Annotated in this window: 24 protein-coding genes, 1 pseudogene and 1 other annotated feature; of the genes and pseudogenes, 19 read left to right on the top strand and 6 right to left on the bottom strand. The window is 36.8% G+C overall.

Features of this window, described 5'->3' with window-relative positions; translation table 11 throughout:
• The first annotated feature begins 4 nt into the window (after positions 1–4).
• Together LRP81_RS18225 and LRP81_RS18220 are read left to right on the top strand one after the other, a co-directional pair.
• Positions 5–922, top strand: a complete 918-nt coding sequence (locus LRP81_RS18225; RefSeq protein ID WP_230503797.1) for a BMP family ABC transporter substrate-binding protein — start codon at positions 5–7, stop codon at positions 920–922.
• A 20-nt stretch (positions 923–942) separates the two neighbouring features.
• Positions 943–1,131 carry a ComZ family protein gene (locus tag LRP81_RS18220; protein ID WP_230503791.1) on the top strand — a complete coding sequence of 63 codons (189 nt, stop codon included), beginning with the start codon at positions 943–945 and terminating at the stop codon, positions 1,129–1,131.
• Positions 1,132–1,233: 102 nt separating this feature from the next.
• On the opposite strand, the gene LRP81_RS18215 is transcribed toward LRP81_RS18220, so the two are convergent.
• Positions 1,234–1,491, bottom strand: a complete 258-nt coding sequence (locus LRP81_RS18215; protein WP_230503789.1) for a hypothetical protein — start codon at positions 1,489–1,491, stop codon at positions 1,234–1,236.
• A gap of 242 nt (positions 1,492–1,733) precedes the next feature.
• On the opposite strand from LRP81_RS18215, the gene LRP81_RS18210 reads away from it, so the two are divergent.
• From LRP81_RS18210 to LRP81_RS18170, 9 genes are all read left to right on the top strand, one after another.
• Positions 1,734–2,666 carry a beta-ketoacyl-ACP synthase III gene (locus LRP81_RS18210; RefSeq protein ID WP_230503787.1) on the top strand — a complete coding sequence of 311 codons (933 nt, stop codon included), beginning with the start codon at positions 1,734–1,736 and terminating at the stop codon, positions 2,664–2,666.
• A gap of 59 nt (positions 2,667–2,725) precedes the next feature.
• The gene (fabF, locus tag LRP81_RS18205; RefSeq protein WP_230503785.1) at positions 2,726–3,964 is read left to right on the top strand and encodes a beta-ketoacyl-ACP synthase II; all 1,239 of its coding nucleotides are present in this window, start codon (positions 2,726–2,728) and stop codon (positions 3,962–3,964) included.
• 384 nt (positions 3,965–4,348) lie between these two features.
• Positions 4,349–5,131, top strand: a complete 783-nt coding sequence (locus tag LRP81_RS18200; RefSeq protein ID WP_230503784.1) for a DUF2268 domain-containing protein — start codon at positions 4,349–4,351, stop codon at positions 5,129–5,131.
• Positions 5,132–5,545: 414 nt separating this feature from the next.
• On the top strand, positions 5,546–6,526 hold the full coding sequence (locus tag LRP81_RS18195) for an ABC transporter ATP-binding protein (protein ID WP_230503782.1): 981 nt from the start codon (positions 5,546–5,548) through the stop codon (positions 6,524–6,526).
• A complete protein-coding gene (locus tag LRP81_RS18190; RefSeq protein ID WP_230503780.1) occupies positions 6,526–7,548 on the top strand; it encodes an ABC transporter ATP-binding protein in 1,023 nt (340 codons plus the stop codon). The genes LRP81_RS18195 and LRP81_RS18190 overlap by 1 nt, the downstream gene beginning before the upstream one ends.
• Before the next feature lie 107 nt (positions 7,549–7,655).
• Positions 7,656–9,338, top strand: a complete 1,683-nt coding sequence (locus LRP81_RS18185; protein ID WP_230503778.1) for a peptide-binding protein — start codon at positions 7,656–7,658, stop codon at positions 9,336–9,338.
• 243 nt (positions 9,339–9,581) lie between these two features.
• Entirely contained in the window at positions 9,582–10,532 is a 951-nt protein-coding gene (locus LRP81_RS18180; protein WP_230503776.1) for an ABC transporter permease, read from the top strand.
• Between the two features lie 14 nt (positions 10,533–10,546).
• Positions 10,547–11,458 (top strand): oligopeptide ABC transporter permease, encoded by a 912-nt coding sequence (opp4C, locus tag LRP81_RS18175; RefSeq protein ID WP_230503774.1) that lies wholly within the window; start codon positions 10,547–10,549, stop codon positions 11,456–11,458.
• Positions 11,459–11,759: 301 nt separating this feature from the next.
• Positions 11,760–12,509, top strand: a complete 750-nt coding sequence (locus tag LRP81_RS18170; protein ID WP_230503772.1) for a YjbA family protein — start codon at positions 11,760–11,762, stop codon at positions 12,507–12,509.
• Positions 12,510–12,666: 157 nt separating this feature from the next.
• Here LRP81_RS18170 and trpS read toward each other — a convergent pair whose 3' ends face one another.
• Together trpS and LRP81_RS18160 are read right to left on the bottom strand one after the other, a co-directional pair.
• Positions 12,667–13,659, bottom strand: coding sequence for a tryptophan--tRNA ligase (gene trpS, locus LRP81_RS18165; RefSeq protein WP_230503795.1), 993 nt, complete (start codon positions 13,657–13,659; stop codon positions 12,667–12,669).
• Between the two features lie 53 nt (positions 13,660–13,712).
• Positions 13,713–13,926: a binding site (T-box leader), on the bottom strand.
• A 41-nt stretch (positions 13,927–13,967) separates the two neighbouring features.
• A complete protein-coding gene (locus LRP81_RS18160; RefSeq protein ID WP_230503770.1) occupies positions 13,968–14,345 on the bottom strand; it encodes a DUF3899 domain-containing protein in 378 nt (125 codons plus the stop codon).
• A 329-nt stretch (positions 14,346–14,674) separates the two neighbouring features.
• Between LRP81_RS18160 and LRP81_RS18155 the strand changes: the two genes are divergently transcribed.
• From LRP81_RS18155 to LRP81_RS18130, 6 genes are all read left to right on the top strand, one after another.
• Positions 14,675–16,363, top strand: coding sequence for a peptide ABC transporter substrate-binding protein (locus LRP81_RS18155; RefSeq protein ID WP_230503768.1), 1,689 nt, complete (start codon positions 14,675–14,677; stop codon positions 16,361–16,363).
• 150 nt (positions 16,364–16,513) lie between these two features.
• On the top strand, positions 16,514–17,443 hold the full coding sequence (opp3b, locus tag LRP81_RS18150; protein ID WP_230503766.1) for an oligopeptide ABC transporter permease: 930 nt from the start codon (positions 16,514–16,516) through the stop codon (positions 17,441–17,443).
• Positions 17,443–18,453 (top strand): oligopeptide ABC transporter permease, encoded by a 1,011-nt coding sequence (gene opp3C, locus LRP81_RS18145; RefSeq protein ID WP_230503763.1) that lies wholly within the window; start codon positions 17,443–17,445, stop codon positions 18,451–18,453. Before opp3b ends, opp3C begins: the two co-directional genes overlap by 1 nt.
• Before the next feature lie 18 nt (positions 18,454–18,471).
• The gene (locus LRP81_RS18140; protein ID WP_317987097.1) at positions 18,472–19,539 is read left to right on the top strand and encodes an ABC transporter ATP-binding protein; all 1,068 of its coding nucleotides are present in this window, start codon (positions 18,472–18,474) and stop codon (positions 19,537–19,539) included.
• Position 19,540: 1 nt separating this feature from the next.
• Positions 19,541–20,485 (top strand): ABC transporter ATP-binding protein, encoded by a 945-nt coding sequence (locus LRP81_RS18135; protein WP_230503759.1) that lies wholly within the window; start codon positions 19,541–19,543, stop codon positions 20,483–20,485.
• A 195-nt stretch (positions 20,486–20,680) separates the two neighbouring features.
• Positions 20,681–21,889, top strand: coding sequence for a putative glycoside hydrolase (locus tag LRP81_RS18130; protein WP_399208050.1), 1,209 nt, complete (start codon positions 20,681–20,683; stop codon positions 21,887–21,889).
• A 91-nt stretch (positions 21,890–21,980) separates the two neighbouring features.
• On the opposite strand, the gene LRP81_RS18125 is transcribed toward LRP81_RS18130, so the two are convergent.
• Positions 21,981–22,169: a hypothetical protein gene (locus tag LRP81_RS18125; RefSeq protein ID WP_230503754.1), complete on the bottom strand. Its 189-nt coding sequence runs from the start codon at positions 22,167–22,169 to the stop codon at positions 21,981–21,983.
• Between the two features lie 168 nt (positions 22,170–22,337).
• On the opposite strand from LRP81_RS18125, the gene LRP81_RS18120 reads away from it, so the two are divergent.
• A complete protein-coding gene (locus LRP81_RS18120; protein WP_230503752.1) occupies positions 22,338–22,913 on the top strand; it encodes a GNAT family N-acetyltransferase in 576 nt (191 codons plus the stop codon).
• 51 nt (positions 22,914–22,964) lie between these two features.
• Positions 22,965–23,072 (top strand): annotated as a pseudogene (locus LRP81_RS23505) (ABC transporter); the annotation flags it as partial.
• Between the two features lie 26 nt (positions 23,073–23,098).
• On the opposite strand, the gene LRP81_RS18115 reads toward LRP81_RS23505, so the two are convergent.
• Together LRP81_RS18115 and LRP81_RS18110 are read right to left on the bottom strand one after the other, a co-directional pair.
• Positions 23,099–23,842, bottom strand: a complete 744-nt coding sequence (locus LRP81_RS18115; protein ID WP_230503751.1) for a GDSL-type esterase/lipase family protein — start codon at positions 23,840–23,842, stop codon at positions 23,099–23,101.
• Between the two features lie 24 nt (positions 23,843–23,866).
• Positions 23,867–26,935 carry an efflux RND transporter permease subunit gene (locus tag LRP81_RS18110; protein ID WP_263458267.1) on the bottom strand — a complete coding sequence of 1,023 codons (3,069 nt, stop codon included), beginning with the start codon at positions 26,933–26,935 and terminating at the stop codon, positions 23,867–23,869.
• Positions 26,936–26,937: the final 2 nt, after the last annotated feature.

Here is a 26,937-nt window from a genome sequence, read left to right as displayed (position 1 = left end):
ATTTATTTTATTTTTGACTGCTTGTGGACAACCAGTTCCAGATAGTAAAAACCATAAAGTGGGCTTATTGGTTCCTGATTCGATTAGTGATCAGGTTTGGGGAACTAAAGGATATAATGGTTTATTACGGATACAAAACCAATATGATTTAGATGTTTATTATGAAGAGGGAATACATACTGACACTGCAGTTGAAAAGGCGGTAAATGAGTTTCAGAAAAATGGTGTTACTCTAATATTTGGTCATGGAAGTGAATATGCTCAAATCTTCAATTCGATTGCAAAAGACTATCCTGATATTCATTTTGTTTGTTTTAATTCCGAAGTTAGGGGAGAAAATGTTACAAGTCTAAATTTCAAGTCCAATGCAATGGGTTTTTTTGGTGGGATGATAGCAGGTCATATGACTACGACAAATAATGTAGGCATTATTGCTGCCTTTGAATGGCAACCGGAAGTAGATGGATTTTTTGAAGGTGTACTTTACGAAAATCCTGATGCCAGCGTGTTTATAGATTTTACACAAGATTGGGATGACCCGGAGAAGGCACTTTCTGTTTTACAGGAAATGATGGAAAAAAACGTAGATGTCGTTTACCCAGCAGGAGATGGATTTAATGTCCCAGTGATTAATACTTTAAAGGAAAGTGGATTATTCGCTGTAGGTTATGTCTCAGATCAATCTGATTTAGGAGAGAATACTGTCCTTACTAGTACCGTTCAACATGTGCCAGAATTGTACGAATTGATAGCGAAGCGCTATTTTTCCGGTGATTTACAAGCTGGAAATCTTTACTTTGATTTTGAAGATGAAGTGATATCCCTTGGTAATTTCAGTCCTATGATAAGCAAGGATTATCAAGAAAATATAAACAATCAGATTAAGAGATATAAAGAAACGGGATCATTACCGAATGAATAATAGAAAGAAGGTCAATCTAATTGGAACAAGATAGAACATTGCAATATATGGCCATCGCTATGAAGTATTTGCCAGAAGCAAAACAAATGCTTGATGAGACTGGATTAGAACTTGAACCCCAGCACATCCAACCACTAGTCTCCCTACTTACAAAAGTAATGGACGAGGCATATGAACTTGGCAAAAACGAAGCATCAGGACAAGATTAATAACGAAGATACTACACTCAAGTAAGAAGCAGGAGGAAAGTGATTCATTTTCTCTCCTGCTTTTTGTTTTCAAAAGTATATGAAAACTACGTCATATACATATTACTTTTTCTTAAAATAATCAAGGAGAGGGGAAAATTCCTTTAACATTGGTTTTAATTTGTTAACAGAGACCATGATGGAATCTACCTGATCTAGCAATGCAGCATAATCTTCACCGATTTTATCCTTTTTCGTGGTTTCTTCAACAGGACTTTCAACTGGAACTTCACTAACTGATCTTGGTTGTCTTCCAAACATTAATCGTGTAAATGGGTCTACCTCTTGCTCATCATTAATCGTTGTTTGCTCCTCACTCATGTTTATCACCTCACAAATCTTAGTTTTTGCCGCTATGGATTTATTGTATGCTCAAGTCAGGAAACGGGCTGGGTAAAGGTCTATAAATACTTATAACTGTTTAATTAGGCATATATGTATTGTCAAGAGGACGTGAATCGGTTAAAATTAGTACCAAGTCATAATAATTGATAATAATAAAATTAATGAACCGCAGCGGAAACAATTCTTCAGCGGATTCAAGAGAGATAGGTGTTATTTCTATGAATGCTGGAATAGTTGGGATTGGAAGGTATGTCCCGGATAGAATACTAACAAATGCAGATTTGGAAAAAATGGTAGATACTTCGGACGAATGGATAAAAACTCGGACAGGTATTGAGGAAAGAAGAATAGCAAGTGATGATATTGATACTTCACATATGGCATATTTTGCTGCTCAAAAAGCTTTAGATGATGCAGGAATAACTGCTGAAGAATTAGATATGATTATCGTTGCAACTGTAACTCCGGATAACCCTTTCCCTTCCGTTGCCTGTATGATCCAAGAACGCCTTGGTGCAAATAAGGCATGTGCATTTGATATGAGTGCGGCATGTGCAGGCTTTATGTACGGAATAATTACTGCCAAACAATTCGTAGAAGCAGGAACATATAAAAACGTATTAGTTGTTGGGGTAGAAAAACTCTCCAAAATAGTAGATTGGGAAGACCGCAATACCGCCGTCCTTTTTGGTGATGGTGCTGGAGCAACAGTAATTGGTCCTGTATCTCAAGGAAGAGGAATCTTATCCTTTGAGCTTGGTGCAGATGGAACAGGTGCGAAACATCTTTACCAGGATGAAACAATCGTCATGAACGGTAGAGAAGTTTTCAAATTTGCAGTACGTCAAATGGGAGAGTCAGCTGTCAATGTATTAGAAAAGGCTGGATTATCAAAAGAAGATGTTGATTTTCTAATTCCTCACCAAGCAAATATTCGTATTATGGAAGCTGCAAGAGAGCGTCTTGGTTTGCCTTCTGAAAAAATGTCGATGACGATAAAAAATTACGGAAATACATCTGCGGCATCCATCCCGATTTCAATAGTAGAAGAGTTGGAAAACGGAAAAATTCGTGATGATGATTTAGTTGTGATGGTAGGATTTGGTGGAGGACTCACCTGGGGCGCGATAGCTGTCAGATGGGGAAAATAATATAAATCGATTAATTCAATAATAGATACAAGGATGGAAGGAGAAAGAAACATATGCATATGCCAAAAAGACGAGTAGTCGTAACAGGAATGGGGGCTATTACCCCAATTGGTCTTAATGTAAATGAAGCTTGGGAAAATGCGATCAAGGGAGTATCTGGAGTAGGTCCCTTAACGAGAGTAGACAGTGAAAAATTCCCAGCAAAAGTCGCAGCGGAAGTAAATAACTTCAATGCAGAAGACTTTATGGATAAAAAAGAAGCTAGAAGAATGGATCGTTTTACTCAATATGCGATTGCAGCTTCATTAATGGCTGTAAAAGACGCTAATTTGGAGATCACTGATGAAATCGCCCCGAGGGTTGGTGTATGGGTAGGATCAGGAATTGGTGGGATGGAAACGTTTGAACAACAATATAAGACGTTCCTAGAAAAAGGAGCGCGTCGAGTGAGTCCGTTTTTCGTACCTATGATGATACCTGATATGGCCACAGGACAAATCAGTATCGCATTAGGAGCAAAAGGTGTGAACTCCTGTACAGTTACTGCATGTGCTACTGGGACAAACTCCATTGGGGATGCATTCAAAGTAATCCAGCGTGGAGATGCTGATGTGATGGTTACAGGAGGCACAGAAGCACCATTGACTGAAATGTCATTCGCAGGGTTCAGTTCAGCGAAAGCACTATCGCTAAACCCTGATCCGAAAACAGCAAGCCGTCCTTTTGATGCAAACAGAGACGGATTTGTTATGGGGGAAGGTGCGGGGATTCTTGTTTTAGAGGACTTAGAACATGCACTGGCTCGTGGTGCTAGGATTTACGCCGAAATAGTTGGATATGGTGCAACAGGTGATGCTCACCACATTACAGCTCCAGCTCCTGGTGGAGAAGGCGGTGTCCGTGCTATGAGAATGGCCATCGAAGACGCAGACTTAAAACCAGAAGATATTGATTATATCAATGCACATGGCACAAGCACAGAATATAACGATAAATTTGAAACCCTTGCAATTAAAGAAGTATTAGGAACGTATGCGGAAAAAGTGGCTATCAGCTCAACTAAATCAATGACAGGTCATCTACTAGGTGCAGCGGGAGGAGTAGAGGCGATTTTCACAATAAAAGCAATTGAAAATTCCATCGTTCCACCGACCATTAACCTTGAAACACCAGATGCTGAATGTGATCTTGATTATGTTCCAAATGAAGCACGCCAAAAAGAAGTAAAAGCCGCAATGAGTAACTCTCTTGGTTTTGGTGGGCACAACGCAACAATTGTATTTAAAAAATATCAATAAACAAATTTAATTAAAACCCCAAGAATGCAGACCTAACAGTCATTCTTGGGGTTTATGTGTGGATGGAGAAAACTAAAGTGTCACGAGAAGAGTAACGAAAATGTCTTCATAAAACTAAATAGGACAAAAAAAGTAGTGGAAAAGCCTACAAAAACGTCACCAAAATCCTCTACCCGTTTCCCTATTTTGTTATTAAAATTGAAGTTCTGAAAACCTGGGAAACTCAACTTCACAAAAAACAAATGCTTGGACATATAAATAAAACTCCCCACTTTATATATATGACTATTGGAAAATAACTAAGCGCGCTCCATCCATGCAAACCTCACCAAACCCATAAATATCTCATACAATAACTAAAAGCAAAGAAAAGGGCTGTAAATTATGAGTATCATTCAAACTGACAAATGGTTGGAGAAAGATTATCATCAGCCATTGAACATTACCAAAAGGCTGCTCACATATTTTGAGGATGTTTCGGCTGCGGAATTGTATGATTATCTTATTGTGCATGGAATGTACCGCCCTGTTAAAGATGGGAAAGTGTCTGTAGAAAAATTAAGAAGTCTTGATTGCTGGAATATTGTTATGATGGAATGGAAACGATTAAAAAAGATTTGGAATGGTCCAGATATTCCTATTTTTATTTTTCCTTCAGATAAATACAACATTCAAATCAAAAGGGACTTTAAAGGAAAATCAGGAGTAGCATTCAAAGATAAACTATTTTTATTTCTGCCTGAAGATATAGAAATTGATGAAGTAAAAGCTCTTTTTATTCATGAGTATAATCATATATGCGTACTAGCAAAAAACTCAAGAAAAGATGAACAATACACATTACTAGATTCTGTATTAATTGAAGGACTGGCAGAAAGTGCAGTGTTACACCAATTAGGAGAAAACTATATTTCCAATTGGACCAACTATTATTCAAAGAAAAATTTGAAAAATTATTATGAAAAGTTCATTCTCCCCAATAAACATATTAAGCAAAATGAAAGGGAACATTATAAGCTCTTATATGGTAAAGGGTTTTATCCCAAAATGCTTGGTTATTGTGTAGGGTTTTATTTAGTACAGGAATTATTAGAGACCCATTCAATCTCCTATTCTAGTCTTATGAGAAAAGATCTCAACGAAATAGCAAAGCTCATAGTCATATAATTCTTTCAGGAATAGGAGAAAAATGACAAAATGTAAAAAAACTAGCAAAAAAGCTAGTTTTTTTATTTTATTTTGTATATAATCAGTTTTTGTAGAAGATTGTTATAAGTCCTAATAAAAAAAATTTTTAGTTTATTTTCAAAATTGGCTTGAACTTGTAACGGAATTGTAATAATATACAAACAGACATAATTATTTTCCGATAATTTAGTTTTTACAGTCAATTTCAATAAAAAAAAGACTGAATATTTCGTAACAACTCGCATGGAAATCTATATCAAATAGATTATTCGCTAGTAGTTTTATAATACTGTAATATTTATAGATTAATTGCTTCTTATTATTAATCTTAGATTACATTTATAGACATCATACAGACCATGCATCAAAAGAAAAAAGGATGGTGAGGGCTAAATGTCAGCTTTATTGGAAGTGAGAGGATTAAAAACTCACTTTTTTAGAAAAAAGCAAGCTATTCCAGCTGTTGATGGTGTGGATATTTCTATTAAAAAAGGTGAAACGGTTGCACTAGTTGGAGAGTCAGGATCTGGAAAATCAATAACATCTCTATCTATAATGGGATTAGTCCCAAGCCCAGGCGGAAAAATTGTTGATGGGGAGATTTTATTTGAAGGAAAAGATCTAGTAAAACTCTCTGAAAATCAATTATGTAAAGTGCGTGGAAATGATATTTCGATGATTTTCCAAGAGCCTATGACGTCATTGAACCCAGTTTTAACTGTAGGAGAACAGATTACGGAAGTGCTAATTCTTCACCAAAAAATGACAAAATCAGCTGCAACAAAAAAAGCAATTGAAATGCTCGAAGTAGTTGGATTCTCAAGAGCAGCAGAAATTGTAAATGATTATCCACACAGATTATCGGGTGGTATGAGGCAAAGGGTTATGATTGCAATGGCGATGAGCTGTAATCCAAAACTTTTGATAGCTGATGAGCCTACCACAGCACTAGATGTAACCATTCAAGCACAAATACTAGATTTGATGAAAGATTTAAGTCATAAATTTGATACATCGATTTTGTTAATAACACATGACCTTGGAGTAGTGTCAGAGGTTGCAGATAGAGTAGTAGTTATGTATTGTGGGCAAGTAGTGGAAGAGGCATCAGTTGAAGATTTGTTTGAAGAACCATTTCATCCATATACTGTTGGTTTGATGGGATCCATACCTGATATTGACGGAGACTTTTCACGATTGCAATCAATCGAAGGAAACGTACCTCCACCAACAAATTTACCTCAAGGCTGCCGGTTTGCCCCGCGCTGTCCAAAAGCATTCGACCGATGTCATAGCGAAATTCCTCAATTATTAAACAAGGAAGGCAATCGCTCCGTGCGATGCTTCTTATATGAAAGCGAGGAGGCGAACTAATGACAGCAACAGAGACTAAAACAGAATCAGTTCTTACAGCAACAAACCCGGATCACATTTTAGAAGTAAGAGGATTGAAAAAGTATTTCCCAATTAAAGCAGGCTTATTGCAAAGACATGTTGGAAATGTAAAAGCAGTTGATAACTTAAACTTCTACATTAAAAAGGGTGAAACATTAGGCCTTGTAGGGGAATCAGGTTGTGGTAAATCAACAACTGGACGTACCATTATTCGCTTGTATGAACCAACAGAAGGTAACATCATCTTTAAAGGCCGCGATATTGCAACAATGAGTGAAAGTGAGTTAAGAAAAACGGTTCGTCGAGACATACAAATGGTTTTTCAGGATCCATTTGCAACATTGAATCCTAGAAAAACATTAAGATCTATCCTTAAAGAACCATATAATACTCATAATCTTTTTACTAAAAAAGAGAGAGAAGAAAAGGTTCAGGAGCTATTGGCTAAAGTTGGTTTAGATCCGAGTTTCATTGGTCGTTATCCTCATGAGTTTTCGGGGGGACAAAGGCAAAGGATCGGAATAGCGAGAGCACTTGCATTAAATCCAGATATGATTATTGCTGACGAGGCAGTATCTGCATTGGATGTTTCTATACAAGCCCAAATTATCAACTTGATGCAGGATTTACAAAGAGAAATGGGATTGTCCTATATTTTTATCTCTCATGATTTAAGTGTAGTACGTCATATTAGTGATCGTGTTGGCGTAATGTATTTAGGACAGATGATGGAACTAGCCACTAAAAATGAACTTTATAGTGAACCTTTACATCCATACACACAGGCACTGTTATCTGCTGTTCCTTCAACAAGGAAAAAAGGGCAAGTGAAGAGAGAGCGAATCGTACTGAAGGGTGAATTGCCAAGTCCGGCAAATCCTCCTACAGGGTGCGTATTCCATACACGTTGTCCTGCAGCAATGGATGTTTGTAAACAGCAAATTCCTCAATTCAAAGAAGTTAAACCCGATCATTTTGTTGCTTGTCACCTATATGAATAGGTGACAAGTGCAAAAATAATACCCTTTGAAAGGGGGAGATAATTTAAAGGATATCCTTTCTTTACCTTTCATTTTCAGAAGATTAAAAAATTTTAGGGGGAGTAAACGTGAAGCAAAAATCTTTATTACTTATCGCATTAACGTTGGTTCTATCCTTGTTCCTAGCTGCTTGTAGCGGTGGTACAACTACAGAACCTAACAACAACAATACTAATAACACAAACGAAGCACCAGGTAACGATGGTGAAGATGATGCAGAAGCAACTACTGGTGATCCAGTTGCCGGTGGAGACTTAGTATTAGGTTCTACTGGTAGCCCAACTATGTTCCACCCATTATATTCTAATGATACTGCAAGTTCTGAAATTGAAGATTTCATTTTTGCGGGAATGCTTAAAACAAACCCTGCACTAGATACAGAATTAAATCTAGCTCAAAGCTGGGACCAATCTGATGATGGTTTAGAGCATACGCTAAAATTAAAAGAAGGTATTAAATTCCATGACGGACAGCCTTTAACAGCTGAAGACGTTAAATTTACTTTAGATATTCCTTTACATGAGGATTATGATGGTCCACGTAGTGGGTACTTTGAGAAGATTGCTTCTGTTGAAGTAGTTGATGAATTAACTGTCAAAGTTACTCTATCTGAGCCAGATCCAAAAATCTATATCGCTTTAGGATACCATATTTATCCTAAACACCTTCTTGAAGATGTTGCTATTGCTGATTTAGGGGAATACACTGATTTCAGTACTAAAAACCCTATCGGTGCTGGTCCTTTCAAGTTTGACAAATGGGAAGATGGTCAGTATGTAAGAGTTGTTGCAAATGATGATTATGTTGATGGTCGTCCATACTTAGACTCCTTAACTTACCGTATTATCCCTGACGCAGATGCATTAATGACTGCTCTTGCGGCTGGAGATGTACATTATTACACAGTTCCTTCTTCTGATATTGAAACTGCTAAAGAGTGGGAAGCAGCTGGTCAATTGAAAATTGAATCTGGTTTAGGTCTTTCTTATTCCTACCTAGGTTACAACCTACGTAACTCTTTATTTGAAGATGTTAAAGTTCGTCAAGCTATTACACATGCGCTTGATCGCCAATTAATGGTTGACACAATTATGAATGGTGATGGAGAAGTAGCAGACGTTCCAGCATCTCCACTAAGCTGGGCGTATGATGAAGATGTACCACGTTTTGAATACGATGTAGAAAAAGCAAAAACGTTACTTGAAGAAGCTGGATGGACTCCAGGTGCTGACGGCATCTTGGAAAAAGACGGTAAAAAGTTTGAATTCGGATTAAAAACGAACCAAGGTAACAAAGTTCGTGAAGACCTTGCAGTAGTAGTACAAGAGCAACTAACAGAAGTTGGTATTAAAGTAAATCCAGAAATTATGGAATGGTCAGCATTTATTGCAGATGTTAACCCACCAGCTTGGAACTTTGATGCAATCATCCTTGGATGGGCGTTATCAACAGATCCAGATCCAAGTGGTATTTTCCACTCTAAAGAAATTGAAGAAGGTTTAAACTTCGGAGCTTGGTCTCATCCAGAAGCTGACAGCATCATGGATGAAGCTAACAGAACGATGGATCAAGATGAGCGTGCTAAATTAATTCAAGAAGTAAACAAAATCATTGCTGAAGAACAACCATATACATTCTTGTATTATGCAAATGCACACCGTGCAATGCCTGCAAACTTAGAAGGATTCACATTCCATGCAAGACTTCCATTCTATGACATTGAAAAATGGTGGTTAAACCCAAATAACTAAAAATACCCCTGATGGAAGAAAGAGGAGGGAGGGGGATGATCCCCTTCCTTCTTTTTTACTGAAATTGTATTTAATCACTATTACACTTGCATTTTTTGGATTAAGTAAGTGGCTTACGGGGACAAGTAAGCCCTACATTAAAATTGAACATATTACTGTTCTTAACGAAGTGAGACAGTATTAAAATAAACTTTCACGTTTACCTAATCTTCCTAAAGTAAAGACAGAAAAGGAGAATCAGCTATGATTTCATATATCATCCGCCGTTGTTTGATGGCGATTCCCCTACTATTCGGTATTACAGTGTTATCGTTTGCCATTATCCAAATGGCACCAGGCGGTCCTACCTCCCTATTAATGGATCCGAATATTAGTAAAGAAAATATGAAGAAATTTGAAGAAAGATATGGATTAAATGATCCAGTACATGTTCAGTATTTTAGATGGGTAAGTAATATGGCTAAAGGTGACTTTGGCGATTCCCTTATTCGTCGTGGTGTACCAGTTAGTGAACTAATTATGAATCGATTGCCAAATACTCTCTTACTAATGATTGTTTCCACTGTCCTAGCTATAGTAGTCGCAATTCCATTTGGGATAATATCTGCTAGAAAACCGTACACATTAACTGATTATACGGTTACATTAACGTCGTTTTTAGGAGTGGCCACACCAAACTTTTGGATTGGACTAGTATTAATCATGGTATTTGCGGTTCAACTAGGATGGTTACCAACAGGTGGAGTTGCTTCATTGAACCAACCTTTTAGTATTATGGATAGGATACAGCATTTAATTTTACCAGCCTTTGTACTTGCAACTGCTGATATGGCAGGACTGACGAGATATACGCGTTCTAGTATGCTTGAAGTTATTCGACAAGATTATATGCGTACTGCACGTGCTAAAGGATTGAAAGAAAACAAAGTTATTTATAAACATGGTGTAAGAAATGGGTTAATTCCGATAATAACTATATTTGGTTTAATGCTACCTGGTTTTATCGGCGGATCGGTTATTGTTGAAAAGATATTTGCTTGGCCAGGTATTGGTTTGTTATTCTTTGATTCTGCTTTCCAACGTGACTATCCTGTAATTATGGCACTAACAGTTATCTCAGCGGTCTTTGTTATTATCGGAAATTTACTTGCCGATATTCTATATGCAATTTTTGACCCGAGAATTGAGTATTAGGAAGGGGATCATCGATGCAAACACAACCATCATCTCAACCAAACAATCTATCGGTTAATCCCATGAAACAAGAGAAACCAGAAACATTGTTGAGCATAACATTTAGGAAATTTATCAAAAATAAGCTTGCTGTTGTTGGTGCGATAATATTGTTTATTATTATCACTCTGGCCCTTTTGGCACCATGGGTTACACCATTTGAACCACAAAAGCAAAGTTTATTAAATAAGCTGCAAACTCCAGGTGGAGAGCATATTCTTGGTACAGATCGCTTCGGACGTGACGTGCTGACACGTCTATTATATGGAGCTAGAATTTCCCTACTTGTAGGATTTGCTTCTGTTGCTGGTTCTGTGACTATCGGAACTTTTGTTGGTGCAGTTGCAGGTTATTTTGGAGGGAAAATAGATGCATTCCTCATGCGTGTTGTTGATGTCATCATATCAATTCCGACAATCTTTTTGCTTATTACATTAGTAACAATTTTTAATCCTGGTGTAGACAAGCTAATTTTAATATTTGCTCTTACAGGTTGGACTGGTACAGCACGTCTTGTGCGTGGTGAATTCTTGTCACTTCGTTCACGTGAATTTGTTCTAGCTTCTAAGACAATTGGAACAAGAAGCCATACCATTATCTTCTCTCATATCTTACCAAATGCGATGGGCCCAATAATAGTAGCAGCAACTCTTGGAGTGGGTGGAGTAATTCTTGCTGAATCTGCATTAAGTTATCTTGGCCTAGGTATTCAGCAGCCAACACCAAGTTGGGGTAACATGCTACAAGATGCTCAAAACTTTACAATAATGTTAAAACATTGGTGGTATCCGCTATTCCCAGGTTTAATGATTCTAATAACTGTAGTATGCTTCAACTTTGTTGGGGATGGATTACGTGATGCCCTAGATCCAAAATCGATTGAATAAAAAAAGAAAAGCCAAGCCGGCTTTTCTTTTTTTTGAGTGAAAATCTAAAAATTTGTAATTACTTGAATTCTTTATCATAAATTTATAGCAATAGAAGTAGGACAAGAAGATGTTATTTATTTGATTAGAGGATTTTATAATAGTTAGGGTCTCTATCTCACTCTCCTATATAATCTATCCCATTATTAGAGATAAAGAGGAAGATAGGATAAAATAATTGGATGAAATGGAATAATTTTGTACCTCGCTGTTCATACTGTTGGATAAATAAAAGAGTAGATGTGAAGTGAGGGGTTAGTACATGTTATATCTTCATGATGTTTGGGTTAATTGGTTTGAAGGAGAAGAAAACGGCTACAATGTTTGCCATTTTCATGAATGGAGAAAAGATGACAGTGTAGAGTTGTTAGACCAAGTGCCTTTATTGAAAGTGGAGTCTGTTCTATTTAACTATATTGAAAACGACCTCCAAGAGCTACCATCCACTTTGCTTGAAGACATTTTTCAGAAGAGCTATATTAGAAAAAATCATGAACGGATTCAATTAGATTATTGTTTTGTTATCACGGATGGGCAAGGAATTCTGGCAGTCGACACAATTGGTTACAAAATCCCAATTCGTAAGAGTAGGTTGATTCCAAGACAAGAGCAGTTAGTTTACGATATGGTGGAACACCATGAGAGTGAAAGCTACACATTCGATTCATATTGCAAAACTGAAAGAGATTATCATATATTATCCCCGTCTCCCAAAATAATGAACGGATTAACAAGAAAAGAAAGACAATTAAAGCAACTTCTATTTATGGCACTTGATCAATTGAAGTCAACATGCAATGTTGCTGAAGTTAGGTATTGGTATACGGAATGGAATCCGGTTCATTACCCAGAAATTCAAACAATGACATTTGAAGAAGTATGGTCACAGTTGATGGAAGAAACTAGGGAGGGATGGTCAGAAAAGCATTCAGATTTTTGTGAATCCCTTGTAAAAGGACAACCTTTCTTTGAAAAGCTTTGGGAATTGGAGCAACAACCGAAAGTTAATTAAAAATAAATTATTTCCAAGGGAAAGAAAAGACCGAAAAATCAATTCGGTCTTTTTCTAATGCTCTAATATTCTTTGATTTTAATCAGTAAAAAATCAGTAATTGAACTTTTTAGATATTATTTATTTTAGTTTTTAGCTTACTAAACGGGGCCTTTCGTTACCTCCGTTTTCGCCCGAGTCCCATAGCGTTTTCAATTTTGTTAAGTGTTTTTATAGCCACTTTATTGGCTCTTTCGGCACCTTGATCCAAAATCTCGTCTAACTTTTGTGATTCAATTAATTCATTGTATTTTGATTGAATTGGCTCTAATGCTTCCACAACAACTTGAGCTAAATCTCCTTTAAATTCTCCATAGCCTTTACCTTCATACTGGGATTCCAATGCTTCAATTGATTTATTTCCTAAAATTGAGTAAATAGAAAGAAGATTAGACACCCCAGGTTTGTTCTCCTTATCATAACGAACAATCCCTTCTGAATCAGTTACGGCACTTTTAATTTTCTTTTCTAATTGTTTAGGAGTATCTAATAAAGAGATAAATGATTTCTGGTTAGGATCTGATTTGCTCATTTTCTTCGTTGGTTCAGCCAATGACATAATCCTTGCACCAACTTTTGCAATCTTGACTTCTGGAACCGTCAAAATATCTCTATACTTTTTGTTGAACCTTTCTGCTAGATCGCGCGTTAATTCAAGATGTTGTTTTTGATCTTCTCCAACAGGGACAATATCTGTTTTATATAGAAGAATATCAGCTGCCATTAATGGAGGATAGGTTAACAATCCAGCTGTTACGGTTTCTTTTCCATTTGATTTATCTTTGAATTGGGTCATTCTTTCCAATTCCCCAATGTATGCGACACATTGCATCATCCAGCCTAATTGGGCATGGGCGGGGACTTCTGATTGGATAAAAAGGGTTGCTTTCTCTGGGTCTAAGCCTATTGCAACATAGAGAGCAGCAAGTTTACGAATGTTTTTACGCAGTTCCAGAGGATCTTGTTGTACAGTTATTGCATGTTGATCTACGATACAAAAATAGCTGTTATATTCATGTTGGAGTTCAACAAACTGCTTCATAGCACCAATATAATTACCAAGTGTTACATTTCCACTTGGTTGTATTCCTGAGAAAATAGTTTTCATTATTTTTCCACTCCTCTTTCTAAAATTACATACAAAAAAGCCCATTCATCCCTAAAAAAAGGGACGAATGGACCGTGGTACCACCCTTATTATTTCTATAAAAGAAATCACTCTAACCTTGTAACGTAAGGAAACGTCATAGCCTATTATCCATTGGGTTCAGCCATAAAGCTCAAAAGTCCATTCCGATACGTCAGCTGTTTGTTTTCACCAACCACAAACTCTCTAAAAACTGAACTGTAAAGTACTACTCTTTATCAATGCAAAGTTTATTAAAATATTTTCTATTATATCCAATTTAAGGGGAGATATCAATTATTGTAGAAAAAAAATAATGAAATAAGCATAAAAATAAAAAGTATCAAGCCAGCAATTAACAATGGTTTTGAAGATATCGTTCTCGTAATTTCTGATGGAGGGCGCATTTCATTTTTGATATCTTCTTCCAGTTCTTTATCATATTGACTCGTAGCGAAGATTCTTCGGAAACCGTATGTAATCCCATCAAAGAATCCTTTTTTAGTAATAAGCAATAAAAGTGAAAGGAAAATGATAATACTTGAAAAGATAAATGATGTATTTATGAATGTGAGTAAATTGATGACTCCATAATAAAGGTAAGTGGTTATCATGGTAATAATGAATAAAAAGATAAAAATAGTTAACGATGACTTAACGGATTTATTCATAATTCCTCCTAAAGAAAAGACTCTAAAATGTATTGTAATGAAATGTATAGAATAAGACAAATATAAAGAAACTAAAAAAGGTAATACTTCATAAAAATACAAGAAACACTATCGTATTATTTGTAAACTATTTGCAATATAATCAACTAAATTCAAGTTGGGTTAATAGTACTTTTGAACTATTTTTGTAATCGTTTTTCTTAGAAAATCAAGGTTCTGTTAAATTGACGTAAAAATTTTGAATGCACAATGTTTAGAAAACTTGTATAATAAATTTCGTTACCTTAAAACACAGCATATTTCGACATATTTCTTAGGGGGTTAAGTAAATGAAAAAGTCAAAATTTTTACTACTTTTAGCGCTTTCACTTGTGCTTAGTGCATTTTTAGTTGCATGTGGCGGCGGTGGAAACACAGCTAAAAACAATGGTGGGCAAGAAGAACTACCTTCTGGTGAAGGTGAACCAACTGGTCCGCAAGTATTAAATGTTCTTGATTCTGCAGAAATTCCAACAATGGATACTGTTCAAGGAACAGATGCAGTTGCATTTAATGTAATGAATAACGTATTTGAAGGTCTTTATAGACTAAGTGAAAATGATGAAGTAGTAGAAGGTGTTGCTACAAAGCATGAAGTAACAGAAGATGGTCTAACTTATACATTTACACTTCGTGAAGATGCTGTTTGGTCCAATGGTGACCCTGTAACAGCAAATGATTTTGTCTTTGCTTGGCAACGTGCTGTGGATCCAAATACTGGTTCTGAGTATGGTCCATATATGATGAATGGGAAAATCTTAAATGCTACTCAAGTATCAGAGGGTGACCTTCCTGTTGAAGAACTTGGAGTAAAAGCATTAGATGAGTACACTCTTGAGGTAACATTAGAGCAACCTGTTGCTTACTTTGAATCATTAATGACATTCCCAACATTCTATCCTCAAAATCAAAAGTTCTTTGAAGAACAAGGTGATAAATATGCTTTAGAAGCTGATACACTTGTTTACAACGGTCCATTCGTATTAGACAGCTGGGAGCATGAAGTAGGCTGGACAATGAAAAAGAATGAAGACTACTGGGATGCTGAAACTGTTAAATTAGATGAAGTTAACGTAAAAGTTGTTAAAGAAGTTTCTACAGGTGTTAACCTTTACACCGCTCAACAAATCGATATCTCTCCAGGATTAACATCCGAATTTGTTGAATTGTATAAAGATAATCCAGATTTAATTTCTTATTTAGAACCAACGATCTTCTGGTTTAAATTGAATCAAACAAAGAATGAAGCTTTAGCAAACGTAAATATTCGTAAAGCGATTTCCATGGGCTTTAATAAAAAGGATATGACAGATATCGTTTTAAACAACGGTTCTATTCCAGCAAACTTCTCTGTTCCTACTGAGTTTGTTCAACATCCAGAAACTGGTGAAGACTTCCGTGAAAAAAATGGAGACTTTAACGAATTTGATTTAGAAAAAGCACAAGAGCACTGGGAAAAAGGTTTAGAAGAACTTGGTACGGATGCGGTAACAATTGAAATTCTTGGTGGAGACACTGAGACTGCAAAAACTATGCAAGAATATCTTCAAAACCAATTAGAAACAAACTTACCAGGTTTGAAAATCAATCTTAAAGAAGTACCATTTGCACTTCGTCTTGACTTAGACTCTGCAATGGATTATGATATGCAATTAGCTGGATGGGGTCCGGATTATCTTGATGCAATCTCTTTCTCTAACCTTTGGATTACAGATGGTGGAAACAACAAGATGGGCTACTCAAACCCTGAGTACGACAAACTTTTAAACGATGTAATGACTACTTATGCTAACGATCCAGCAAAGCGCTTTGAGGCAATGCAAGAAGCGGAAAGAATCTTACTTGAAGAGGATGCAGCAATTGCTCCTATTTACCAACGTGGTACGACAAGATTATGGAAGCCTTACGTTCAAAACGTGTATAAGCACAACTTTGGACCAGACTTCAGCTACAAGTGGGCATACATTAGCGGGAAATAATATTATATCGATATAAAAATATTTCTTTTAAAATAGAGAAAAAGAGAGTATATTTTAAATATATACTCTCTTTTTCCCTGTAAAGGAATTGTCGAATTTTAGGGAATTTTATATACAATTTTGACAAAATATTTTTTAGGAGGTGCAAATATGACAAAGTATTTATTGCAACGTATTTTTTATATGTTTATTACCTTATTCTTAATTGCATCCTTTACATTCTTTTTAATGAAAATGATGCCAGGTACCCCTTTTACGATGCAGGATAAATTGTCAGATGCACAAAAAGCGGTTCTTCTTGCTAAATACGGGTTGGATGATCCGGTTCCAGTACAATATGCGAAATATATAATGAACCTTGCAAAAGGAGATCTTGGTATTTCTTTCCAATATGATAATAGAAGTGTGACCAGTTTAATTATGCAACGTATTGGTCCGTCAGCTCAACTTGGATTTCAAGCTATGTTTTTTGGTACCATCATTGGAATCTTCTTAGGTGTGATTGCTGCGTTAAGACAAAATACATGGGTAGACTATGGTTCCACTATCATGGCTGTACTTGGTAAATCTATTCCGTCTTTCGTTTTTGCAGGACTTCTACAATACTTTATTGCAGTAAAATTAGGTTTGTTTCCAGTAGCATTCTGGCAAGGTTGGCAATACACCGTCCTACCGACGATTGCATTGGCTATGTTTCCAATTGCTATTGCTGCACGTTTTATGCGTACGGAAATGATTGAGGTTTTAAATTCTGACTACATTACCTTAGCGCGTGCAAAAGGGGCTTCAAGCTTTGATATTGCTGTAAAACACGCATTACGAAATGCCTTAATTCCAGTTATTACAGTTTTAGGACCTTTAGCAGTTAGCTTGATGACGGGTACGCTCGTTGTAGAGAAAATCTTTTCTATCCCTGGACTTGGTGAGCAGTTCGTACGCTCCATTACAACGAATGATTATCCTGTAATTATGGGTACAACATTATTCTTTGCAGCATTGTTTACTGTTATTGTCCTTGTAGTTGATATTCTTTATGGAGTTATCGACCCTCGTATTCGCTTGGCAGGAGGTAAGAAATAATGAGTAACAACAACTATGATAAACTGCCAAAGGAATTATTCCAGCCGGCAGCTCAAGACCCAAATAAAAGTGAAAAAATTGCAAAACCAAGTCTTACTTACTGGCAAACGGCATGGTTACGTATTAAGAAAAATAAAGCAGCCATATTTGGTTCCATTATATTAATTATCATTGCATTTTTGGCTATTTTTGGCCCATTCATGAACAGCCATGGCTTTAATTCACAAAATGTATTACAAGCTAACATGCCTCCAAAAGTGCCTGGAATTGAAAAGCTAGGTATTTTAGATGGAACAAGAAATGGTGTAGATATTTATGAACAACGTGGTGTAGAGGATGCATTTTGGTTCGGAACAGATAGTCTAGGACGTGACTTATGGACACGTGTTTGGACAGGCACACGAATTTCCTTATATATAGCTCTTCTTGCAGCATTTATCGATATGGTAGTAGGAGTTGCTTACGGTGGAGTTTCCGGATTCTACGGTGGTCGTGTGGATAATTCCATGCAACGTATTATTGAAGTTCTTGTAGGTATCCCTAACCTAGTAATTGTAATTCTTATGACATTAATATTAGAACCTGGTATTATCGCCATTACGATTGCTCTAACCATAACCGGTTGGGTCGGAATGGCCAGGGTAGTCCGGGGACAAGTTCTCAAGCTAAAAAGTCAGGAATATGTCCTAGCATCTAAAACACTTGGTTCAACAAATAACCGTATAATTTCAAAGCATTTATTGCCAAATGTGGTAGGCGTTATCATTGTAAATACAATGTTTACGATACCAAGTGCAATTTTCTTCGAAGCATTCTTAAGCTTCATTGGTTTAGGGTTAAAACCGCCAATGGCATCGTTGGGTACTTTAATTGATGATGGTTTCAAATCGTTACAGATTTTCCCTCATATCATGATTTTCCCAGCAATTATCATCAGTTTGTTGATGGTTGCATTTAACCTTGTTGCAGACGGATTCCGCGATGCGCTGGATCCGAAAATGAAAGACTAGGAAGGCAGGTGAATGACAGTGGAAAAAATTCTTGAAGTAAAAGACTTACATGTCTCTTTTGATACATTTGGTGGAGAAGTAAAAGCTATCCGTGGTGTAAGCTTCGATTTGAAGAAGGGTGAAACTCTAGCTATTGTTGGAGAATCTGGATCAGGTAAATCGGTTACTACTAAAGCTGTGATGCGTTTACTACCGAAAAATAACTCTAATATCAAACAAGGAGAAATCCTTTTTGACAGCAAAGATTTAACAAAGCTAACTGAAAGAGAAATGCAGGGGATACGTGGAAAAGATATCTCCATGATTTTCCAAGATCCAATGACTTCTCTTAACCCAACCATGACTGTTGGAAAACAAATCATGGAAGGGATTATTAAGCACCAAAAGTTAAGTAAAAGTGCGGCAAAGGAAAAAGCAATTGATCTTCTTCGTCTAGTTGGAATCCCGATGCCTGAAGAACGTTTTAAACAATACCCACATCAATTCTCTGGTGGTATGAGACAAAGGGTTGTTATTGCAATATCCCTTGCTTGTAATCCTAAAGTATTGATTGCAGATGAACCTACAACGGCTCTGGACGTTACAATTCAAGCGCAAATTCTTGATTTGATGAAAGATTTGCAGCAAAAAATTGAAACATCTATCATTTTCATTACCCATGACCTTGGGGTTGTTGCGAATGTCGCAGATCGAGTTGCGGTTATGTATGGTGGACAGATCATTGAGATGGGAACAGTGGATGAAATTTTTTATGACCCACGTCACCCTTATACTTGGGGACTACTAAGTTCAATGCCGGATTTGGAGCTTGGAGATGCAGACGAACTTTATGCGATACCAGGTACTCCACCAGATTTAACAGACCCACCAAAAGGAGATGCCTTTGCACCTCGTAATGAATTTGCTATGCAGATTGATTTAGAAATGGAGCCGCCAATGTTTCAGATTTCAAAAACTCATTTTGCAAAAACTTGGCTGTTACATGAGGATGCCCCTGAAGTGGAACCTCCACTGGCAGTTCAGAAACGCCGCCGAACTATGCCACAAAACTTTGACAAGCCTGTTATCGTAAAGGAAGGTGTATAACATGGCAACAAAAGAAAAATTATTAGAAATTAAAAACTTGAAACAGTATTTTAATGAAGGCAAGCCGAATATGGTGAAAGCAATTGATGGGTTGAATTTTGATATTTTTCGTGGAGAAACACTTGGCCTAGTTGGAGAATCTGGATGCGGAAAGTCCACAACAGGACGAACTATCATCAGACTGTATGATGCAACTGATGGAGAAGTGCTCTATGAAGGGGAAAATGTACACGGGAAAAAATCAAAAAAAGAATTGCTTAAGTTTAACCGTAAAATGCAAATGATTTTCCAAGATCCATCTGCGTCTCTAAATCCTCGTATGACAGTTGCTGACTGTATAGCAGAAGGTATTGACATACATGGATTAGCAAAAAATAGAAAAGAGCGTCTTGCCCGTGTTCACGAGCTTCTTGAAACAGTTGGGTTAAACAAAGAGCACGCAAACAGATACCCACATGAGTTTAGTGGTGGACAACGTCAGCGTATTGGAATTGCACGCGCCCTTGCAGTAGAACCAGATTTTATTATTGCTGATGAGCCGATTTCTGCATTGGATGTTTCCATTCAGGCTCAAGTCGTTAACTTAATGAAAAAACTGCAAAAAGAAAAAGGTTTAACGTATCTTTTCATTGCTCATGATCTTTCTATGGTTAAATACATTTCCGATCGTATTGGTGTAATGTATTTTGGAAAAATGGTGGAATTGGCTGATGCGGATGAGCTTTATAACAACCCAATGCATCCATACACTAGATCATTATTGTCCGCTATACCACAACCAGATCCAGATACGGAACGCTCACGTAAACGTGTGACGTATGATCCGAATTCACATGGATATGGGAAAGACGAACTCGTTGAAATGCGTGAAGTAAGACCTGGACATTTTGTGCTTTGTTCAGAAGCGGAATATAAAATGTATCAAGAAAAATATGCCGTAAAATAACATTTACTCGATCTCCATTCTTTGGAGATCGTTTTTTGTTTTCATCAAGTTTTCATGAGGTTTTTATAGAAATTTGTTGAAATAACAAAAATAACAACGAATTTCCAGTATAATAGAGGAAACAAAACATAGTGAAGATTTATTTTTTAGTGGAATCAGCCAAAAAAATAAAAGAAAGGATTTTGATTGGAAATGATGAAAAAAATGATTGGTGGTCTGATAGCAGCAATTGGGTTACTTGCGTTCAGTGGTCCAATTGTACAAGCAGACGAAGAAGCACTACATGTAGGAAAACATGGACTAAAAAAAATGGAAATACAATCAAGAGAATTACCTGTATCCATTGTAAGATTTGCGTTTGACTCTGGATACACTTTTACTTATCCTGATGCTGTTAGAGGTATTTATGTTACGGGGCACTCAGCAGGAGGAGAAAGGTTTCAAAGATTGTTAAATTTAGTGAATAAAACAGATTTGAACTCGATGGTCATCGATATTAAAGACGATCATGGATATCTTACATATATTCCAGATGAAGAAGATTCTCCATTTATGGATATTGCACAACCGTTTATTAATGATCCCACTGCAATGATGAAAACACTAGAAGATAATGACATTTATCCAATTGGTAGAATTGTAGTTTTTAAGGATTCCGTCCTTGCAAAGGAAAGACCTGATTTATCCTTTCAAGAAAACGATAAAGTTTGGGTGAACGGACGTAAAGAAGCTTTTGTGAATCCGTTTATGAAAGAAGTATGGGACTATAACATTGATATTGCAATTGAAGCAGCTAAAATGGGTTTTCAGGAAATTCAATTTGACTATGTACGCTTTCCTGAAGGGTTTGAAACGAGGGACACAATTCTTAAATACGACTATGGAAAATACAAAGATTTAGAAATGGACAATGTCCAAAAACGTGTGGAGGCTGTCACTGATTTTGTAGAGTATGCAAGAGAGCGATTGGAGCCATATAATATACAAGTTTCAGTAGATATCTTCGGCTATACCGCAACGTTACCAGAAGCACCTGGAATTGGTCAGAATTTCTCACGAATCTCTAAACATGTAGATGTTATCTCCTCCATGATCTATCCAAGTCATTGGACATCATACTTCGGTATTGCTAAGCCAGATACGGAACCATATAAGCTTATAGCTGAGTATGCAAAGCTTGAGAATGCAATCTTAGATGACTTGGAAAACAGGCCAGTCTCTAGACCGTGGATACAAGATTTCACTGCTTCTTGGCTGGGGGATGGGAACTACATCCTTTATGGTCCGAAAGAAGTAGAAGCCCAAATTAGGGCTCTAAACGAAAACGGAATAGATGAGTTTCTATTGTGGAATGCTGGTAATTCTTATACAGAAAATGTAGATTATACACCATTAAATAATTAATAAATAATAATTGTGACGGTCTGTACCCTGCAAAGTACTGTAAAAATCAGGTTATTAATAACAGATAAAAGCTACCAGAGTTAGGCAGCTTTTATCTGTTATTTTTGCCCCCGACACTTTTCCATCCAGCTTGCATACTTGCAGATTTATCAAAGCTTTCAGAGCCTTTTTTCTTTCCGAAAAGTTTTTCTCCGATTCCGTTCGTTAGGACACCCATAATTGCCGTTATACCAATGATTAATATAGCGACAATCGTAAAGTCGATAAAATACTCAAGCAAATTTTACATCCCCTTTGCTATATGTGATTTTATGTAAAAAACTATTCCTATTCTATTGTATGGTAAGTTTAACAGAAAAGAAAGAGGGTATATTAACATTGAGGACTGTCTAAGCTTTGTGCGTTAGCTTGTAAAAGAGAAATTTTGATAGGGGGCAATTAAAAAAGAATGAATTGGTATGAAAAATTAAATCAATATTTTCCTGTAGAAGAGATGAAATCAAGAGAACATATGGAACTCCTGCTAAAAGAAAAAGGAGATATATATCATAAAGATGAAGGCGAACACCATGTTTTAATGTATGTCGAATTAGTAAATTTTATTTTTATCGATTATTTATTCGTTTCTAAAGATGCACGAGGTATGGGGCTTGGACATAAATTATTAGATAAATTAAAAGAAAAAGGAAAAGCAATCATTCTTGAAGTAGAGCCTGTCGACTATGAAGACACAGATACTGAAAAGAGATTGAGATTTTATAAACGAGAAGGTTTTGAGCACGCTTCCTCCATAGGTTATAACCGCCGCTCCTTAGCAACAAACGAAGTAAATTCAATGGAAATCTTGTATTGGTCACCTACAGACGCAAGTGAAGAGGCAATTTATGAAGGTATGAAAGCAACATACGAGCTTATACATACATACAAGGATAAGGAATTGTACGGAGAGTCCTATGACGAGGTTGATCAAGTATTGACGTATGATGAAAGAGAAGACGATAATGATATTTTATCTAAGTTATAAGTTATTCAAGCATGACTATTAAATAATCTTATGAGCAGATAAATGCATCAAAAGAAGAACAAGATTATTTATCTCGATCCTAACTATTGTTACTTATCTGGTGAAGGACTGATTTCAGTCTCTGAAATGGTTAAAGAGATAGAAGCTACTTTGGAATAATAAGAAACAGAAAAAACTCCGCCTTATCAACTAGGCGGAGTTTCAGTTTTCAGTTGTTCGTATTCTTTCTTTATTAAGTGGAAGATCTGGGTATATCCCTTATCATTTGGATGGATATCGTCCTTTGCTATATGTGTCCATTCCAAAGCCTTTCCTTTAAATACTTCATAAGGATTGACAAACAATGTGGATTCTTTCATATATTCTTCTAATATCCTATTAAATTCTGGGGCAAATTCTTCTCCAAGTGTAGATAATTGATGTCCAGTAGGGTAAGGATTATATAAACCAAGTAGTATAATGGTAGTATCCGGGTTATGACTACGCAGCTGCTTGTAAATTTCCTCATAAGTCCGTTCTAGAATATCTAACCTTAGCTCTAGGGGAGTTCCGCTTTCATCTTCGGAGAATGCACCAAGTGTCTGTAAAAAATCATTACCTCCTATTGAAACAGAAATAATATCAGCTGTCTTTATACGATTTTGCAATCCTTCATCTGCACGAAGCAGGGCAAGTAGACCTGTGGAGGTAAGTCCGGGTATCCCATAATTCTCCACTGTAATAGTATTATCTTTCCGCAAATACTTTGTAAATTGAGGAACAAAGCCATGAATACGTAAATGATTCTCTTTCGAGGAGCCTAATCCTGCTGTCAGTGAATCCCCGAGTGCTACATATGTAAGTTCTCTCGGAGATTCGGCAATTACGGGAGGGTAGGTGAAAAGGCTAGAAAACAACAGGACAACAAGAAAACAAATTTTTTTCAGCACATTCAACATCCTTTCCCAATATAATTAAACTTCGATTTTTTCTGATTTTCTTATTTTTCTTCTCTCTCTATAACTGTCGAACTGATAGTATACAACGGGAATTAATATCAATGTAATAATGGTAGCAAAACTTAATCCAAATAAAATGACTATTGCCATTGGTTGTTGAATTTCCATCCCTTCACCAAATCCTAATGTAAGCGGGATTAAACCTAGAATGGTGGTAAGTGCAGTCATTAAAATAGGGCGTAGTCTTGTAGGGCCAGCGATTAAGATGGCATCCCAAGTTGATTTGCCGTCCTTTTTCATTAAATTTACATAGTCCACAAAGACAATAGCATTATTGACGACGATCCCTGTCAGGATGAGCATCCCAATGAGGGATCCTACCCCAAGCGGTTGTGAGGTGACCAATAATCCGGTAATCACCCCTATGATGGTTAATGGAACAGAGAACATAATGATAAATGGGTAGAAGTACGATTCAAATTGTCCTGCCATAACCATGTAAATAAGGACTACAGCTAAAGCCAAAGCACCTCCAAGCTTAAAAAATGCGTCATTCATTTGTTCATCTTGTCCACCAATAGTTATTTTATATTCATTGCTTGGTATATAGATATTTTCCTTTAGTGTTTTTTCCACATCGTCAATAATACTTCCGAGATCACGGTTTACAATATCCGCTGTAACGGTAATTTCACGATTTCTATCTGTTCTTCTAATCTGACTTGGACCCTGATCTCTCTTTACGCTTGCTACAGCTTGTAGTGGAATATTTTCTCCAGTTGGAGTGTTGATTAAAAGTCTTTCCAAGTTCTCAATAGACGCTGTATAGGTATCCTCAATCGTTATGCGAACATCAAGTTCTACGCCATCACGTGCCATCCTTGTCGCTACAACCCCTTTTGTTGCATTTGAAACGGCAGAGGCTACCTGTGCGCTGCCGATTCCAAATTGACTTGCTTTGATTCTATCAATATCAACGACAATTTCCGGATTTCCTTCCGTATAACTTGAGGATGGTTCTCGAATCCCTTCAATACCCTCCAAGAGTTCAACCGTTTCATCAGCCATTGCTTTTAAAGTAGATAAATCGGGACCGGTAATATTAAGGGAAACAGGGTTTTGGGATACTCCAGATTCACCAGATGATATGGAAATCTCCACACCTGGTATATTCTTAAGTCGTTCTCTAATATCATCCGCTATTACTTTGTCTGATCGATTTCGATCTGTAACTGGGGTAAGAAGGATGTTATAACTTGCACGATTTGCTTGTGTTCCTGAAGAGAATGAGAAATTATCAGATCCTCCAACAGTGACAAAAGTAAGATCCATTTCAGTAATATTTTGTAATTCCTCATCAACGGCTTCCATTACATCATAAGTGGCATCTAAGGAACTTCCGTCAGGTAATCGAACATTCATGGAAATAAAGCTTTGATCTTGATGTGGGAGAAATTCCTTTCCTATAAATGGAATACCTATTAAAGAGATAAGCAGCAAGATAACAATGGACATTACTGTTTTCTTTGGATTTCTTAAAGCTTTTTCTAACATGCCAGTATACCAATTGATAAATCCAGAATATCTTTCCTCGAATTTCGAAGATTTATTGTTAACTTTCAAAAGAAGAGAGGAGAACAATGGTACGATTATTAAGGCAGTAAATAATGATGCTAATAAAGAAAAGGAAATTACTAGGGCAAGTGGTTTGAACAATTGCGCGGCAAGCCCATCAACGAAAATTATTGGTAAGAATACGACAACGGTTGTCAACGTTGATGCTATGATAGCAGATCCGACTTCACTCGTACCTTCTATGGCTGCATCCTTCAAAGAATACCCATTCTGTCTTAATCGGTAGATATTTTCAAGGATAACTATCGCATTATCCACCATTAATCCTACACCTAGTGCAAGACCTCCTAATGTTAGTAGGTTCAAGGTTTGTCCTGTGAAGTACATGAAAATAAAAGTAGTAATGATGGAAATAGGAATGGAAAAAGAGATAATTAAGGTACTACGGATGTTGCGTAAAAAGAAATATAGAACTGCAGCAGCTAATAAACTTCCAAGTAGCATATTCATCGTAACGGCACTAATGGATTTCTTAATAAATTCACTTTGATCAAATATCGGTTTTATTTCCACACCATCAGGAAGTGTTTTTCGGATTTCATCCAGTTTTTTCTCGATTTCATTGGCTACGGTTACAGTATTGCTACCAGATTGCTTTAAAATGGACATTCCAACTGCAGGTTCTCCATTCAAATAACTGAGCTGTGTAGTTGGTTGAAGTGTTTCTTTCACTTCACCTAACTGACTGAGCTGAATAACACCGTTTGGAGTTGGAATCGGCAATGATTCTATATCAAAAATTGATGTGAATTCACCAGTGATACGTATGGGGAGATCTTGATTTTGATCTGTTAAAGATCCACCTGGTAAATTTAAATTCTCGGCAGCAAGCATTTGTTGTAATTGATCAATCGATATACCGAAAGAGGACATTGCGTTAGGATTTAAGGTTATCCTGATCTCGTTCTCAGCGCCACCTTCTACTGAAATGGAAGCAATGCCTTCCACACTATTTAGCTGTGGTTCTATCTCTTGTTCTGCGAGTTGCTTCGCTTTTGTCATTTCACCTGAAGGGTCTGTTATGGCAAGTTGAACAATTGGAAGATCGCTTGGGTTGAATCGAAGCACACGTGGCATATTTGCTCCCGGAGGAAGAAAATCACGGACAGAATCAATTCTTTCCCTCATATCTAATGAGGCAAAATCCATATTCGTTCCCCATGCAAAGGAAACGAGCACTAAAGAACCCCCCGTGGTGGAGATGGAAGTCACGGATTCTACATTTGGAATGGTACTCATGGCATTCTCTAATGGGGAGGAAACTAGGTTCTCAATTTCTTCTGGTCCTGCACCATTGTAAGTAGTAGTAACAGCTACAACAGGAAATGTTAGTTCGGGAAATAAATCTACCGTCATGCTGCGCATACTGACTGCACCGATTATTAACATAAAAATGATTACCATTGACATAGCAATGGGGCGATATACGGACAATTTGGCAATTTTCATCT

Origin of the sequence: Sutcliffiella rhizosphaerae, from assembly GCF_917563925.1 — a bacterium.
GTDB classification, from domain to species: Bacteria; Bacillota; Bacilli; order Bacillales; family Bacillaceae_I; genus Sutcliffiella_A; species Sutcliffiella_A rhizosphaerae.
This window is presented reverse-complemented; position numbering and strand designations above follow the sequence as displayed.